The following is a 14,186-nucleotide window of genomic DNA, read 5'->3' on the forward strand; positions in this document are numbered from 1 at the left end:
ACACGGAGTTCAGCGGAAATATCGCTCGGTGGACATGCCCGTAACGCATCGGTGATCCGCCGTGAGAATGGCCTGGGCGACGTTCGTGAAAGGAGCCACAATGAGCGATTCCCTGTGGGACTATCAGCCGTCGAGCGGCCTCACCGCGGGCGCCGATCTGACCGGTTATTCGGTGGAGGCGACCGACGGCAGTATCGGAAAGGTCGACAAGCACTCCGACGAGGTGGGCTCGGCCTATCTGCTCGTCGACACCGGAGTCTGGATCTTCGGCAAGGACGTCCTGCTGCCCGCGGGCACGGTGAAGCGCATCGACGCCGAGAACCGGAAGGTCTACGTCGACCTCACCAAGGAACAGGTCAGGGACTCCCCGGAGTTCGACCGCCACCGCCAGGCCGACGACCCGGGGTACCACGAGCAACTGTCCGCGTACTACCTGGCGTTCCGCATCATGTGACCCGGTGTACGCCCCCGAACGGCGGCGGGCCCGACCCCGAGGAGGGGCCGGCCCCGCCGCCTCACGGGTGGCGTCCTGTAGATGTGCGGCACCTCTGTCCGGCAAATGGGCGTGCGACCGAGGCAAGCCACTCCCATCCGGCCGGGGGTGCGAGTCAGCGCACGGCCAGGAGAGCGCATTGTGGCGCCTGTTCGTATGAACCAGCGTGTCCCGGCCCGCTGAGGGAACCGGGCACTGGTGAAGTCTGCTGCGTCCCTACCCTCCACTTCCTGGAAGGAAAAGCATGCTGTCTTTCCGTAAGACCTTCGCGGCCGTTGCTCTGGCCGCTGCCGCGCTGATGACCGGCCCCGGTATCGCCTCGGCCAACGACTACTCCGAGCGGGGAGAGGCGCCGACGCGCTACGTGCAGTGCAACGACTTCACCACACAGCACGGCGCGGTGAACGTCAACCAGGGCCCGGTCTGCGTCGACTTCGGTTCCTCCCACCGGCAGGAGGGGCACATGCACGGCGGCGGGATGAACTTCTCCTGCAACGCGGCCGTCAAGCAGTTCGGCGTGGTGAACGTCAACCAGGGCCCGGTCTGCGTCAAGTTCTGACTCGCGCACCGACGGGCGTGCTGCCCTGGACGCGACCCGAGGACGGCCGCCCGGGTGCGGCCGGGAAGGGCCGGCACTCACCGCTCATGCCGCTGCGGCCCACCCCACAAGGCAGCACCCGCTGATGAAGCCGGACACGTGCCGGGCCCGGACCTCGCGTGGAGGACCGGGCCCGGTGGCCTGTTCACCGTAGAGCGGTGACGACGTCCTTTGATGACGCGGCCGGGCCGAAGCGGCGGCGGGCAGTGGATTTCACTCCCTCAGGAGATCGTGGTGCGCACCGTGCCAGGTGACGGAAGAGCGTCGAAGAGGACCTTCGGGGCCACGGCACTGCGGGTGAACACGGTGAGCGCGGCCAGCGGGAACGCCGCCGAGCCCGCCCTCCGGGCGGACGGCGCTGCTTTCGAAACCCGCCCTAGACCACCAGGTCCGACCAGAACGGCACCCGGTCCCCGGCCGCCGGCTCCGGCCACCCGGCCGCCTCCCCCGCGCCTCCCGCCTCCACCGCGTCCGGGTCCACGAACTCCAGCTCCACCCACTCCTCCAGGTTCCGCCCGTAGTGGATGGTGTCCGCGCCGGCCACCGACAGCACCGGGCCTCCGAAGGCCCCCACTCCTGACGCCAGATACCGGTGCGCGTAGAGCGGGATCAGCTTCGGTACGGAGGCGAGTGCGGCACGCGCCGCCGCGACGGCCTCCGCCGGGTCCGCCGGGCGCGGCCCCCACCGGCCACCGGGAGGCCACCAGCCGTGCTCCACCGAGAACAGCAGCCCGTCCACCGGCCCCTCCAGCCGCCGCCGGATCAGGGCCGGGTCGCCGTCCCGCCAGTCGTTCCACGGATTCCGCGGCGACTCGTCCTCCTCGGGCGGCGCAGCCCGGTCCACCGGCAGCGCGGCCGCCAGGAAGCCCCGGTGGTCGTCGGCGAACACGATGCCGTACTCCGCCTCGATCCGGTCGAACTCCGCACCGCTCAGACCCGGCGCCAGCTCGCACACGCCCAGCTCCGCCAGGCGGCGCGCCGCCCGCGCTCCCGCCCGCATTCCCTCGTCACCGGTCATCGGGGCAGCGTAACGAGTTGCGACCGCACCCCGCCCGGCCTCAACGCGGCAGCTGCCCCTCCCTGTTGATCTCGGTCACCCGGGCCCGCAGCACCACTCCCGGTGACGCCGGCCGCACCGACTCCGGCGGGCATTCCCACTCCGGCCCGCCGCCGGGCGGCCGCAGCCGCACGTTCGGTCCCGACCTGCCCGCCACCCGGCCGACCCGACCGTCCCGCGCGTCCACCGCGAACGCGCCCGGCTCGGGCGTACCCGGCTCACATCCCTCACCCGTCATGGCCGCTCTCCTTCTCCGCCAGCACGGCGCACAGCCGCAACGCGGTGTCGATGTTGCAGCGGCCCAGGTCGACCAGGGGCGCCGGCTCGTCACCCGCACACGAGACCGGATCGATCCGCAGGGACGGCAGCTTCACTCCGAACTCCGCAAGCCCTTCCTTCAGCCGCTCCACGGCGTGCTCCGCCGTCCGTACGCGGTCCGCCGCCGCCCTGCGCCGCTCGATCGCTTCCATGCCGCACACCTTCCACTCTGAGTGATGGCCATGCATACCCAGCGTGTCCAACGCTCAGTTGGCCCGGAAGAGGCGCGGTTCCGGCGACCGTTCCATCGCCACCGATGGTCACCGCGCTCCCACCCCTCTACTGGAAGCGCTCTCAGGCCTGTCGGTGCCCGGCGTTAGGCTGTAGACGATCCGGCGGCGACACCGAGCACGCACACAGCGCGACGCGCACCCCGCGCACCAGCCCGCGTCTCGCCGCCCCTGTCGACGAGGAGCGACCGCCTTGCCCGAGCAGTCCCCCGGGTCCCGGCCCACCCTGGAAGCCGTCGCGGCACGTGCGGGTGTTTCCCGGGCCACCGCCTCGCGGGTCGTCAACGGGGGCGACGGCGTCCGCAAGCCGCTGGTGGACAAGGTGCTCCAGGCGGTCGAGGAGCTGGGCTACATCCCGAACCACGCCGCGCGGACGCTGGTCACCCGGCGGACCGGGGCGGTGGCCGTCGTCATCGCGGAGCCGGAGACGCGGTTCTTCTCGGACCCCTTCTTCTCCCAGCAGATCCGGGGCATCAGCAAGGAGCTGACCGCCCACGACACCCAGCTCGTCCTGCTGCTGGTGGAGGGGCCCGGCGACTTCGACCGGATCGCGCGGTATCTGTCCGGCGGGCACGTGGACGGGGCGCTGGCGTTCTCGCTGCACACCGACGACCCGGTGCCCGCGATCACCCGGCGGGCGGGGATCCCCGCGGTGTACGGGGGGCGGCCCAGCTGGACCGCCGACCCGGGCGACCAGGCCGTTCCGTATGTGGACGCGGACAACCGGGGCGGGGCGCGGCTGGCCGTGCGCTATCTGAAGGACCTCGGGCGGGAGCACATCGCGCACATCGGCGGGCCCTTGGACCAGACCTCGGCGATGGACCGGCTGGACGGCTATCGGGACGTGCTGCTGGACGTGGACCCGACGCTCGTCGCCGCCGGCGCGTTCACCGTGGAGAGCGGGGCGCGGGCGATGGCGGAGCTGCTGGACCGGCGGCCCGACCTGGACGCGGTGTTCGTCGCGAACGACCTGATGGCGTCGGGTGCGCTGCGGGTGCTGCGCGAGCGCGGGATTCCCGTGCCGGAGCAGGTGGCGCTGGTGGGGTTCGACGACATGGAGTCGGTGGCCGAGCTGACCGATCCGCCGCTGACCACCGTCAGCCAGGAGATCGAGGAGCAGGGACGGCTGATGGCCCGCCTGCTGCTGCGCGCGCTGGACCGCGACCGTACGGGCAGCGGCGACGTCCCCGAATCGGTGATCACCCCGACCACGCTGGTGCGGCGGGCCTCGGCGTGAGTCCGGCACCGGCGACGCATGAGTCGTGACCCCCGGGACCGGGGACGCGTTGGGTCGTGACTTCCTGAACCGGGGGCGCACGAGTACGGCGGGCCTCCGCCCTGAGGAGCCGGAGACCCGCCGCACGGATCACGCCCTTACGTCAGCGCCCTGCACGCGGGCGCTCAGCACGTAGGTGTCCTGTACGCAGATGTCCTCCGCGTCCGCGCCCTGCGCTTACAGGACTGTGCGTCCTGCTCACACGTACGGGATCCTCAGGACCGCCGCGTCCGTGCCGGTCTGCACCTGGGACGTGCCGTTGCCGAGCGCGTTCCAGATCTCCAGCCGGACCGTGCCGTTCCTGAGTTCGCCCAGGCTCCCGGTGGTCGTCCGCGCGCCGGCCGCCTGTGTGTACTCCTCCCAGCCCGCGACCGGGTCGGTCGCGAAGTAGCGGAAGGTCTCGGCCCGGTCGAACGTGCCGTCGCCGGTGAGGTCGTAGCTGACCCTGACCTGTGGGGCGAGCCCGACCTTGGTGCCCGCGTCCACCCGGAGGCGGAACGCGGTGGCGGCCCCGGCGGAGACCTTGCCGTCGACCTGCCTCACCTCGTAGACGGTCGGGCGGTACGGGGTGCCGTCCCGGTTCACACCGTCGGCCGAGGCGATGGTGTCCGCGCCGGCCGGTCCGGTGGTGGACGTGGTGAGGACGCCGCCGGTCTTGAGGCGGAAGGTGTTGCCGGTGGACGGGTCCGGCTCCCCGGGCTCCTCCGGGTCGGGGTCGCCGCCGCCGGGCCCCGTACTCGTGGCCGCCGAACGGGCCGGTACGGGAAGGGTCTTGCCGTCGGAGAAGGTGACCGTACGGGCGGTGGAGCCGTGGTTGTGGGCGGTGTAGGTGCGGGTGCCGTCCTTCGAGAAGACGGCGGAGGTGGGCAGGTCGCCGCTGACCGTCATGTCGGGCGCGCCGACCGTGTTCAGGGTGTTGATCCAGTGGTAGGTGTGCGCCCTGGACTCGCCCTGCTCCGGCTCGTAGTTCCCGTTCGCCCCGTCCCACTTGGCCTTCGCCGCCGCCGGGTCGGACAGCGACTCGAACTCCCAGAGCAGGTCGCGCCACTCCTGGGCGGGCCCGCCGTTCTCGCGCTCCATCTCGGCGATGTTCCGCTTGATGGCCGCCTTCTCGCGGGCCAGGTGGAGTGAACCGCCGGTCACCGGGAGGACGTTGATGCCGTGGATCTCCTCCGGGTTCGCGGTCCACCAGGTGGAGTACGCGCCGCCGCTGCCCCAGACCATGCCGACCGTGTCATGGCCGAAGGAGGCGGGGAAGACCTGCTGCGAGGCGTCGAACCAGTACTGCGTGATGGCCTCCGACTCCGTCGTCAGCAGGAAGCTGCCGAGGTCGCGGAGGGAGGTGTCGCCGGTCGCCGCGCCCCAGAGGACGAGCCCCGCGCTGAGGTTGACGGACTCCGAGGACGACTCCTGGTTGTTGCCCGCCGCGAAGCCCTGGTGGCCGGAGGCCCAGCTGTGGCCCGCGTAGACGTCGAAGCCGCGCAGGAAGGGGTAGGCGGAGTCGGTGCGGCTGGGGTTGGCGGCGTCGCGGATCAGGTGCTTGACCATCGTGCCCCAGGCCGGGTCGGCGGCCCAGGCCTGGTCGTACTGGGCGATGATCGCCGCCGCGTAGACGTAGTAGCTGTAGTGGAAGTGGTGGTCGTTGAGCTCGGTGTCGCTGCCGTACGAGGCCGGGTAGCCGGTGAGGGTCTTCCAGTCCTTGTCGTAGCTGAACTCACTGGCCCCGCCCGCCGTGAACCACTCCTGCAGCCGGCCCTTCATCAGGCCGAGGAGCTTGTCGCGGGTGGCGGTCTCGCCGATCTGGTCGGCGACGGGCACCAACTGGGCGAGGCGGCCGAGCGCCTTGCCGGTCCAGTAGGTGTCCGAGGCCCCCGAGAACGGGTCGGAGGCGTTCGCGACCTCGTCGAGATAACCCGTCAGCCGGGCCTTGTCGACGCCGCTGGATGCGGGCAGCGCGGGCACGACGCCGTTGCTCTTCTGGCTGGTGCTGAAGGACGCGGACTCGCGCACCTTCATCGTGCCGCGCGGCGAGACGTACGTGTACGGGGTCAGCGCGTCGGTGGTGTGCAGCCACTGGTGGCGGTAGAGGGCCTGGAGCGTGCCGCGCTCGGTGCCCTCCTTGGCCTCGGTCGTCAGGCTGTAGGTCGCCTTCACCGTGCCGCCGGTGGACTGCCAGGCCACCTGGGAGCCGGTGACGAAGCTGAAGGCGTACTTCCGGTAGGTCGCGAGCGCGTCCGTGGAGGGCAGCACGGCGAGCGAGAAGTAGTCCTTCCCGCCGAGACCCGCGGTGATCGTGGAGCCGGAGATGTTCCAGTCGCTGCCGGTGGGCGCGAAGAGGGCGTAGTGGTGCCCGGCGACGGTGATGCCGAGGACGTTGCCGTCGTCCGAGAAGACCGTGGGCGCGGAGGCGGTCGTGATGCGGGCGTCGCCGCCGGAGCCCTTGGCGTACACGAAGGGCATGCCGTGGCCGATGGTGGCCCGGAAGGTGCGGGAGCCGTCGGCCCAGTAGGGCGTGACCGTCCAGTCGGACCAGGCGTCGGCCTTGGTGTCGGGAGAGTTCAGGCCGCTGAGGCCGACGGTCAGGTCGGCCTTGTGGGCGTACTCGTACTGCCGGCCGTCGCCGACGATCGCGGGCGTGGTCGGGTAGCCGACCTCCAGTCCGCCGGAGGTCGCCTGGTAGGTGAGGGGGTGGCCGTACATGGGGGTGCTGTACGGGTTGTCGCCGTAGCGCTGGTAGGCGAGCGAGGACCACCAGTCGTTGGTCGGGACCGGCTTGTCCCGTGCGGCGGTGGTGAGCTTGGGGGTGACGGGGGCGCCGGTGTTGGTGGTCGGGCCCGACGTACCGGCGGGGCGGGTGTCGGTGTAGCTGCCGGCGCCGGCGGGGATGGTGGCGGCGGCAGCGGGCGACGCGGCGGGGCCCAGGCCCACGGCGGCCACGGCGATGGCGAGGAGCGTCGCCGCGGCGGGCCTGGGGGTGACTCTGGAGAAGAGTCCGGAGAGGGAGGTTCGCACGAGCAGCACCTCGATCATGGGGGGCGAAGAGCGCCTTCGAGAGCGCTCTCAAGTGTCAAGGAACGTAAAACTCCTGAAACGTGAGTGTCAAGGGAACGGACACGGAAGGCAGTTGGACGGGCGTTGCGCGTGACCCAAGCCGTTATGCGTTCGAGTCTTGACGGGGCGAGAGAGGTGGGGGACGCTCCAGACGCAGGTTTTGAGAGCGCTCTCAAGGCGCTCGGTTCATCCCGAAGCCAAGGGAGGCTTCCCATGCCCATCGCCCTAGCCGCCAAGAGAGCCACCGCCCGCCTCGGCGCGGTCGTCCTCGCCGGGGCCCTCCTCGCCGCCTGCGGATCCAGCGACTCGTCGGACTCCTCCGACAGCGCGGGCGGAAAGGTCACGCTCACCGTCGACATCTTCGGATCCTTCGGCTACGAGGAGGCCGGGCTGTACGAGGAGTACCAGAAGCTCAACCCGAACGTGACGATCAAGCAGAGCGACACCCAGGACGAGGCGGACTACTGGAAGTCGCTCCAGACCCGGCTCGCGGGCGGCGGCGGTCTCGCGGACGTGCAGGGCGTCGAGGTGGGCCGCATCGCGTCGGTCACCCAGCAGCAGGCCGACAAGTTCCAGGACCTGAAGGAGTTCGGGGCCGACAAGCTCAAGGACGAGTTCGCCGAGGCCAAGTGGTCGGCGGCGACCACCAAGGACGGCAGGATCCTCGGCCTCGGCACGGACGTCGGCCCCGAGGCGATGTGCTACCGCACCGACCTCTTCAAGCAGGCCGGGCTGCCCACGGACCGCGAGGAGCTCGCGAAGAAGTGGGCCACGTGGGACGGCTACCTGGAGCTGGGCAAGCAGTACAAGAAGAAGGCCCCCGCCAAGAGCGCCTGGCTGGACAGCGTCGGCTCGCTCTACGGGATCATGATCGGCCAGGAGAAGGAGCGGTACTACGACGCCTCCGGCGAGCTGATCTACGAGAAGAACCCGGCGGTCAAGGAGGCCTGGGACACCTCCGTGGAGGCGGCCGAGGCGGGCCTGAGCGCCAAGCTCGACCAGTGGTCCCCGCAGTGGAACCAGGCGTTCGCGGCCGGTTCGTTCGCGACGATCCCGTGCCCGGCCTGGATGCTCGGCTACGTCAAGGGCCAGGCAGGCGAGGCCGGCAAGGGCAAGTGGGACATCGCCAAGCTGCCCGGCGGGGCGGGGAACTGGGGCGGCTCGTACCTCTCCATCCCGCGTGCGGCCAAGCACAAGAAGGAGGCGTACGCGCTCATCGAGTGGCTGACCGCCCCCGAGCAGCAGGCGAAGGTCTTCCAGAAGCAGGGCAACTTCCCGTCCTCGACCGGTGCCATCGAGACGATCGCGGACGCCGAGGACGAGTACTTCTCGGGCGCCCCGATCGGCCAGATCTTCGGTGACGCGGCCAAGGAGTCCCCGGTCCAGGTGCTGGGTGTGCACGACCAGAACGTGATGCAGCAGATCACGAACGCGCTGAGCGAGGTCGAGCGCAAGGGGACGTCGTCGGACAAGGCGTGGCAGACGGCGAAGAAGGGCGTGGACAACGTGATCGGCTGACGCCGCTCCGTTTCCCTCCTCCCCTCCTCGCAGGGGCCGGTCCGCCCGCGCACAGCGGATGGGCCGGCCCCGGCCCCCGTACCCCTGGCTCCCCCGCCAGTCCGCCCCCCGTACCCCTGGCGCCCCCCGCCACTCCGTCCCTCCGGCGCACCTGGCGCAAGGCCTCCCCGTACGCCTATATCGCCCCCTTCTTCACCCTGTTCCTGGCCTTCGGGCTCTTCCCGCTCCTCTACACGGCGTTCGTCTCGCTCTACCGGGTCGAGCTCCAGACGAGCGGCGAGATGGAGTGGCGGGGCATCGCCAACTACACGGCGCTGTTCACCGACGAGTACTTCTGGATCTCGCTGCGCAACACGTTCACCATCGGCGTGCTGTCGACGGTCCCGCAGCTGGCGATGGCGCTGGGCCTCGCCCACCTGCTCAACTACAGACTCCGCGGCCGGACGTTCATCAGGACCGCGATCCTGCTCCCGTACGCGACGTCCGTCGCCGCAGCCACGCTCGTCTTCGCGCAGCTCTTCGGCCGCGACTTCGGGCTGATCAACTACGTGATCGGGCTGGTCGGCCTCGACCCGGTGGACTGGCAGACGGGGACGGTCGCCTCGCAGATCGCCGTATCGACCATCGTGATCTGGAGATGGACGGGGTACAACGCGCTGATCTACCTGGCGGGCATGCAGTCGATCCCGCACGAGCTGTACGAGGCGGCGGAGATGGACGGGGCGTCACGCTGGCGCCAGTTCATCCACGTGACGCTGCCCGGCCTGCGCCCCACCATCGTCTTCACGGTCATCATCTCGACCATCGGGGCGACCCAGCTCTTCGGTGAGCCGCTGCTGTTCGAGGGGTCGATCTCCGGCGGTATCTCGCACCAGTACCAGACCCTCGGCCTGTACATGTACGAGCAGGGCTGGGGCTTCTTCCACCTGGGCCGGGCCGCGGCCATCGCCTGGGTGATGTTCGTCCTGATCGTGGTGCTCGTCGGGGCCAACGCCCTGATCGCGCGCCGCCGTGCACGCAAGGAGGCCGGCCGATGACCGCGCTCGCCGCACCGCCGACCGCGCCCGGGAAGGGCCGCCCGCCGCAGGACCCGCCCCGCCGGCGGGCACGCAAGGGGGGCGGCGGGGCCGGCCGGACGATGAAGGGCGGCTGGCTCTCGTACGTGATCCTCGGCTTCGCCCTGCTCATCTCGGCGTTCCCGTTCTACTGGACGATCGTCGCGGCCAGCCGGTCCAACGCCGACCTGGCGCAGGTGCCGCCGAGCCTGCTGCCGGGCCCGAACCTGATCAGGAACTTCGACGCCGTCCTCGAAGAGGCGGACATCGGCAAGGCGCTGCTGAACTCGCTGATCGTGTCGGGGTCCATCACGCTCGGCACGGTCCTGTGCTGCACGCTGGCCGGATTCGCCTTCGCCAAGCTGAAGTTCCGGGGCCGGGGCGCGCTGCTGACGCTGACGATCGGGACGATGATGATCCCGCCGCAGCTCGGTGTGATCCCGCTGTTCATGCTGATCGCCGAACTCCAGTGGGTGAACCAGCTGCAGGCGGTGATCCTGCCGGGTCTGGTCTCGGCGTTCGGCGTCTTCTTCATGCGCCAGTACCTGGTGCAGTCGCTGCCGGACGAGCTGATCGAGGCGGCCCGGGTGGACGGGGCGTCGACGGCGCGGATCTTCTGGTCGATCGTGATCCCGATCGCGCGGCCGGGGATGGCGGTGCTCGGGATGCTCACGTTCATGACGGCGTGGAACGACTTCTTCTGGCCGATCATCGCGCTCTCCTCGCAGGAGCCGACCGTGCAGGTCGCGCTGCGTCAGCTCGGCGGCGGCTACGTCAACGACCAGTCGGTGATCATGGCCGGCACGCTGCTCGGCACGCTGCCGGTGCTGCTCGTCTTCGGCCTGCTGGGCCGGCAGATCGTCGGCGGCATCATGCAGGGCGCGGTGAAGGGCTGAGGCCCGTCCGCCTCACGCCCCGGCCTCCCTCCGTACGCCTCCGCCATCACGCCGTACGGAAAGCCGGTTCCTCGGTCTACTTCCACGAGGTGAGCATCGCGGAGGTGGCGTTGCAGTCGACCCGCTCCCGACGGAGCGTCCACGCCTCCGACCGCGCGGCGAGCGCCAGGTTGTAGACCTTCCGAGCGCACCCGAACGGGCGCGACAGCTCCGCTGCCTGCGCATCGGTCGGACAGAAGCGGTACGTGAACGCCCGCTTCACCTGGCTCACGGTCACGCTCACCGGCAAACCTGCGGGTCACAGCACTGCGATCCGCCCTGGCGGCGAATCCCAGCTCGTATCCCTGCTCCGCAGGAGCAGTGTTTCCTCCCCGAGCCAAAGCGCGGGGTATCCACACAGGAGGAAAAGATGACCGCTGTCGATGCCCGCCCGGCGACCTCCGCAGGCGTCGGCCCCGAGACCGGGGCGGGGCTCCGCTTCCCCACCGGATTCCGCTGGGGCACGGCCACCGCCGCCTACCAGATCGAGGGGGCTGCCACCGAGGACGGCCGTACCCCGTCGATCTGGGACACCTTCAGCCGCCTCCCCGGCAAGGTCCGCAACGGCGACACCGGTGACATCGCCGCCGACCACCTGCATCGGATGCCGGACGACGTACGCCTGATGAAGGAACTGGGCGTCACGGACTACCGGTTCTCCGTGTCCTGGCCCCGGGTCCAGCCGACGGGCCGGGGCCCGGCCGTGGAGCGCGGCCTGGACTTCTACCGCCGCCTGGTGGACGAGCTGCTGGGAGCCGGCATCAGGCCGGTCGCCACGCTCTACCACTGGGACCTGCCGCAGGAGCTGGAGGACGCGGGCGGCTGGCCGGAGCGGGACACGGCACAGCGGTTCGCGGAGTACGCGGGCCTGGTGGCGGGGGCGCTGGGCGACCGGGTGGAGACCTGGACGACGCTCAACGAGCCCTGGTGCGCGGCGTTTCTCGGCTACGGGAACGGGGTCCACGCCCCCGGCCGGACCAGCGACCTCGCCGCCCTGCGCGCCGCCCACCACCTGAACCTGGCGCACGGCGCGGGAGCCCAGGTCCTGCGTGAGGGTCTGCCGGACACCGCCGAGATCTCCCTCACCCTGAACCTCCACGCGCTGCGCCCGCTGACGGACACGGCGGCGGACCGGGACGCGGTGCGCCGGATCGACGCGGTGGCGAACCGGATCTTCCTCGACCCGGTCTTCCACGGCCGGCTGCCGCAGGACCTCGTCGAGGACACGGCGGCGGTGACGGACTGGTCGTTCGTGAAGGACGGTGACCTGGAGGTGACGTCCACCCCGATCGACTCGCTGGGCATCAACTACTACTCCCCCACAGTGGTCTCGGCGGGCACGTCGGAGTCCCCGTCGCCGTGGGCGGGCGCCGAGCAGCATGTGGCGTTCACCCCGGCGGCCGGCCCGCGCACGGCGATGGACTGGCCGGTCGACGCCGACGGCCTGTACGAGCTGCTGACCCGCCTCCGCGACGAACTCCCCGCCCTGCCGCTGCTGGTGACGGAGAACGGGGCCGCGTACGACGACTACGCCGACCCGGAGGGCGAGGTCCACGACCCGGAGCGGGTGGCGTACCTGGACGCTCATCTGACGGCGGTGCACCGGGCGATCGCGGACGGGGTGGACGTACGCGGGTACTTCCTGTGGTCGCTGCTGGACAACTTCGAGTGGGCGTACGGGTACAGCAAGCGGTTCGGCATCGTGCACGTCGACTTCGCGTCGCAGCGCCGCACGGTGAAGGACAGTGCGCGGTGGTACGCGGAGGTCATCGGGCGGGGAGGGCTGGAAGGCCGGTGACCGGGTGACCGGCTTACGGCTCCGTCGGGGCCCCGGGGCGCGCACCCCGGGGCCCCGACGCATGCCCGGCACGAGCCCGGAACGAACCCGGCCGCACCATACGGGCGATGCGCGCTTCCTCCCGGAATCGGTCAGGCTGCTTTCGGCCGGATGAATCACCGGTGGCACCCCCCGCACCGACGAGTAACGAGCCCGGTGGGCGACAGGTCGCCCACATGGCCCGAAGCGGCCGTTGGAAGTGGCGGCCGGCGTACGCCCCCGAGACACCCGGCCCCGGCATCGGCGGAACGGGGCTGCTCAGCCGAGGGGCGGGGAGGAACCCGGCGGGGCCGGTGAGCCGGATGACGGCCCGCGGGACCCGACGAGGACGCCACCGGTCGCCGCACGATCCACCGCACCGCACCCAACGCCCTTCACCCCGCTGCAACTTGGCGCGAATGCGTCCCCTCCGGCACGGGCCGCTCCGCAGGCCTCTTGACCTCCGGACCCCCGCCCGTATGGTCTAGACCAAGCAGTGAGCGGCGGTCGGCGGTGGCGGAGAAGCGCCGCCCCTGCCGCGCCCACGTACCCGGCCGGGCGCGTCAGACCTCCCATCCCCAGAACCGCAGCCGGCGTCCCGTGCACCGCGGATCGCCGGCTGCGGCTGACCACCGCCCCAGGAGCGGGCCCGAGCGAGAAGCCCCGTCGCCCCGTGCGCCGAAGCGACAGATCCGATGCTTCCCGCACCTGCCCCACAGGCGCCCGCGTACCCGCGCGGGCCGCCCATGCACGCTTTCCCACCCCCACGGACACAGCGGGAGACCGACATGAGGAGCCACACCGCCGAACCGGGCCTGCCCCCGCCCGGCAACTCACCCGGACCCCGGGCCCACCAGGCCGGTTTCGGCCGCGAGCACCACCCGGCACCCGATGCGCGAGCCCTCCAGCGGCTGGCCGTCCACGTCGACAAGCGCGCCCTCGTCCTGCTGAGGGGGACGGTCGGCATCGTCTTCGTCGGCTTCGGCGTCCTGAAGCTGTTCCCCTCGGCCAGCCCCGCGGAGCAACTGGCCGTCGAAGCGGCGACGAAGATGACCCTGGGCCTCGTACCGGAGACGGTCCTGCTGCTCTCCCTCGCCGCACTGGAGACGGCCATCGGCATCGGTCTCATCGTCGGCCGCCGCCTGTTGCGTCCCGCCCTCGTCGCGTTCTTCCTCCACATGGGCGGCGTGTTCTCGACCCTCTTCCTCCTCCCCGACGCGATGTGGCAGCCCCACTCGCCCGCCCCGACGATGGAGGGGCAGTACGTCGTCAAGAACGTGGTCATGGTGGCGGTGTGCCTGGTCGTGGCCGCGGACGCGTGGGGACGCGGGTCCAAGTCGTCACGGCGTCCGGACGGGGCGGACCGGACGACGGCCGGATGAGTGGAGCGCTGCCGCCCCGGACCGCTCCGGCCGGGGCGGCAGCATCACCAGCACCAGCGACATCACCGGCACCGGTCAACCGACGTGGGCCGGCACCTCGGCGAGCTGTCGCGGGGTGTCTGCGGGGCGAGGGCCGCGGAGCATGGTCGCTGCGATGACCGCCGCGACCACCAGGGTGACGGCGGTGGCGAGGAACACCGCGGAGTAGCCGTCGGTGAGGGCGGTCGCCCGGCCGGCGCCGGTCCCCTCGGATCGTTCGACGGCGCCGAGGTAGATCGTGGTGACTACGGCTGTGATCCGTCTCATAGTTCCAGTGCGGCGCTCCTGGTCCGCGCAGGGTTTCCGTCCCCGGCGCCGAGCGACGAGAGCGAGCCGGCCCGGTAGCGCATGGAGCAATCCTGGACCCGGCGGGGGCAGCAGGGAGGGTCCGGTGTCGAGAACGACACCCGTGGTCTCT

General features: G+C 71.1%; 13 protein-coding genes and 1 pseudogene. 8 read left to right on the forward strand and 6 right to left on the reverse strand.

Annotated elements, in window-relative coordinates; all coding sequences use genetic code 11:
- Positions 1 to 100 precede the first annotated feature (100 nt).
- Both IG90_RS0123845 and IG90_RS0123850 read left to right on the forward strand, forming a co-directional pair.
- Positions 101 to 454 carry a PRC-barrel domain-containing protein gene (locus tag IG90_RS0123845; RefSeq protein WP_030588095.1) on the forward strand — a complete coding sequence of 118 codons (354 nt, stop codon included), beginning with the start codon at positions 101 to 103 and terminating at the stop codon, positions 452 to 454.
- A gap of 283 nt (positions 455 to 737) precedes the next feature.
- The gene (locus tag IG90_RS0123850; protein WP_051860180.1) at positions 738 to 1,052 is read left to right on the forward strand and encodes a hypothetical protein; all 315 of its coding nucleotides are present in this window, start codon (positions 738 to 740) and stop codon (positions 1,050 to 1,052) included.
- Positions 1,053 to 1,467: 415 nt separating this feature from the next.
- On the opposite strand, the gene IG90_RS0123855 is transcribed toward IG90_RS0123850, so the two are convergent.
- Genes IG90_RS0123855 through IG90_RS0123865 form a run of 3 tightly spaced genes read right to left on the reverse strand, consistent with a single transcriptional unit; the run spans position 1,468 to position 2,618 of the window.
- A complete protein-coding gene (locus IG90_RS0123855; protein WP_030588101.1) occupies positions 1,468 to 2,109 on the reverse strand; it encodes a hypothetical protein in 642 nt (213 codons plus the stop codon).
- 40 nt (positions 2,110 to 2,149) lie between these two features.
- Positions 2,150 to 2,386: a hypothetical protein gene (locus tag IG90_RS0123860; RefSeq protein WP_030588104.1), complete on the reverse strand. Its 237-nt coding sequence runs from the start codon at positions 2,384 to 2,386 to the stop codon at positions 2,150 to 2,152.
- Complete coding sequence (locus IG90_RS0123865; protein ID WP_030588107.1) at positions 2,376 to 2,618, reverse strand: hypothetical protein; 243 nt, start codon at positions 2,616 to 2,618, stop codon at positions 2,376 to 2,378. Before IG90_RS0123865 ends, IG90_RS0123860 begins: the two co-directional genes overlap by 11 nt.
- Before the next feature lie 271 nt (positions 2,619 to 2,889).
- On the opposite strand from IG90_RS0123865, the gene IG90_RS0123870 reads away from it, so the two are divergent.
- Positions 2,890 to 3,933 (forward strand): LacI family DNA-binding transcriptional regulator, encoded by a 1,044-nt coding sequence (locus IG90_RS0123870; protein WP_030588110.1) that lies wholly within the window; start codon positions 2,890 to 2,892, stop codon positions 3,931 to 3,933.
- A gap of 237 nt (positions 3,934 to 4,170) precedes the next feature.
- On the opposite strand, the gene IG90_RS0123875 is transcribed toward IG90_RS0123870, so the two are convergent.
- Positions 4,171 to 7,002: a glycosyl hydrolase gene (locus IG90_RS0123875; protein ID WP_030588114.1), complete on the reverse strand. Its 2,832-nt coding sequence runs from the start codon at positions 7,000 to 7,002 to the stop codon at positions 4,171 to 4,173.
- A 234-nt stretch (positions 7,003 to 7,236) separates the two neighbouring features.
- Here IG90_RS0123875 and IG90_RS0123880 point away from each other — a divergent pair, with 234 nt between their 5' ends.
- The 3 genes from IG90_RS0123880 (at position 7,237) to IG90_RS0123890 (ending at position 10,492) form a co-directional block, all read left to right on the forward strand.
- On the forward strand, positions 7,237 to 8,541 hold the full coding sequence (locus IG90_RS0123880) for an ABC transporter substrate-binding protein (RefSeq protein ID WP_030588117.1): 1,305 nt from the start codon (positions 7,237 to 7,239) through the stop codon (positions 8,539 to 8,541).
- Between the two features lie 116 nt (positions 8,542 to 8,657).
- Complete coding sequence (locus IG90_RS0123885; protein ID WP_030588120.1) at positions 8,658 to 9,578, forward strand: carbohydrate ABC transporter permease; 921 nt, start codon at positions 8,658 to 8,660, stop codon at positions 9,576 to 9,578.
- Complete coding sequence (locus tag IG90_RS0123890) at positions 9,575 to 10,492, forward strand: carbohydrate ABC transporter permease (protein ID WP_030588122.1); 918 nt, start codon at positions 9,575 to 9,577, stop codon at positions 10,490 to 10,492. The genes IG90_RS0123885 and IG90_RS0123890 overlap by 4 nt, the downstream gene beginning before the upstream one ends.
- A gap of 79 nt (positions 10,493 to 10,571) precedes the next feature.
- On the opposite strand, the pseudogene IG90_RS0123895 reads toward IG90_RS0123890, so the two are convergent.
- A pseudogene (locus tag IG90_RS0123895) lies at positions 10,572 to 10,775 on the reverse strand (helix-turn-helix domain-containing protein); the annotation flags it as partial.
- Between the two features lie 126 nt (positions 10,776 to 10,901).
- On the opposite strand from IG90_RS0123895, the gene IG90_RS0123900 reads away from it, so the two are divergent.
- Together IG90_RS0123900 and IG90_RS0123905 are read left to right on the forward strand one after the other, a co-directional pair.
- The gene (locus tag IG90_RS0123900) at positions 10,902 to 12,329 is read left to right on the forward strand and encodes a GH1 family beta-glucosidase (protein WP_030588128.1); all 1,428 of its coding nucleotides are present in this window, start codon (positions 10,902 to 10,904) and stop codon (positions 12,327 to 12,329) included.
- Positions 12,330 to 13,135: 806 nt separating this feature from the next.
- Positions 13,136 to 13,729, forward strand: coding sequence for a DUF417 family protein (locus IG90_RS0123905; protein WP_030588131.1), 594 nt, complete (start codon positions 13,136 to 13,138; stop codon positions 13,727 to 13,729).
- 75 nt (positions 13,730 to 13,804) lie between these two features.
- Here the strand turns inward: IG90_RS0123905 and IG90_RS0123910 are convergent, their stop codons facing one another.
- Positions 13,805 to 14,035, reverse strand: coding sequence for a hypothetical protein (locus tag IG90_RS0123910; protein ID WP_030588133.1), 231 nt, complete (start codon positions 14,033 to 14,035; stop codon positions 13,805 to 13,807).
- Positions 14,036 to 14,186: the final 151 nt, after the last annotated feature.

It is taken from the genome of Streptomyces anulatus (genome assembly GCF_000721175.1).
In the GTDB taxonomy this organism is placed as follows: Bacteria; Actinomycetota; Actinomycetes; order Streptomycetales; family Streptomycetaceae; genus Streptomyces; species Streptomyces anulatus_C.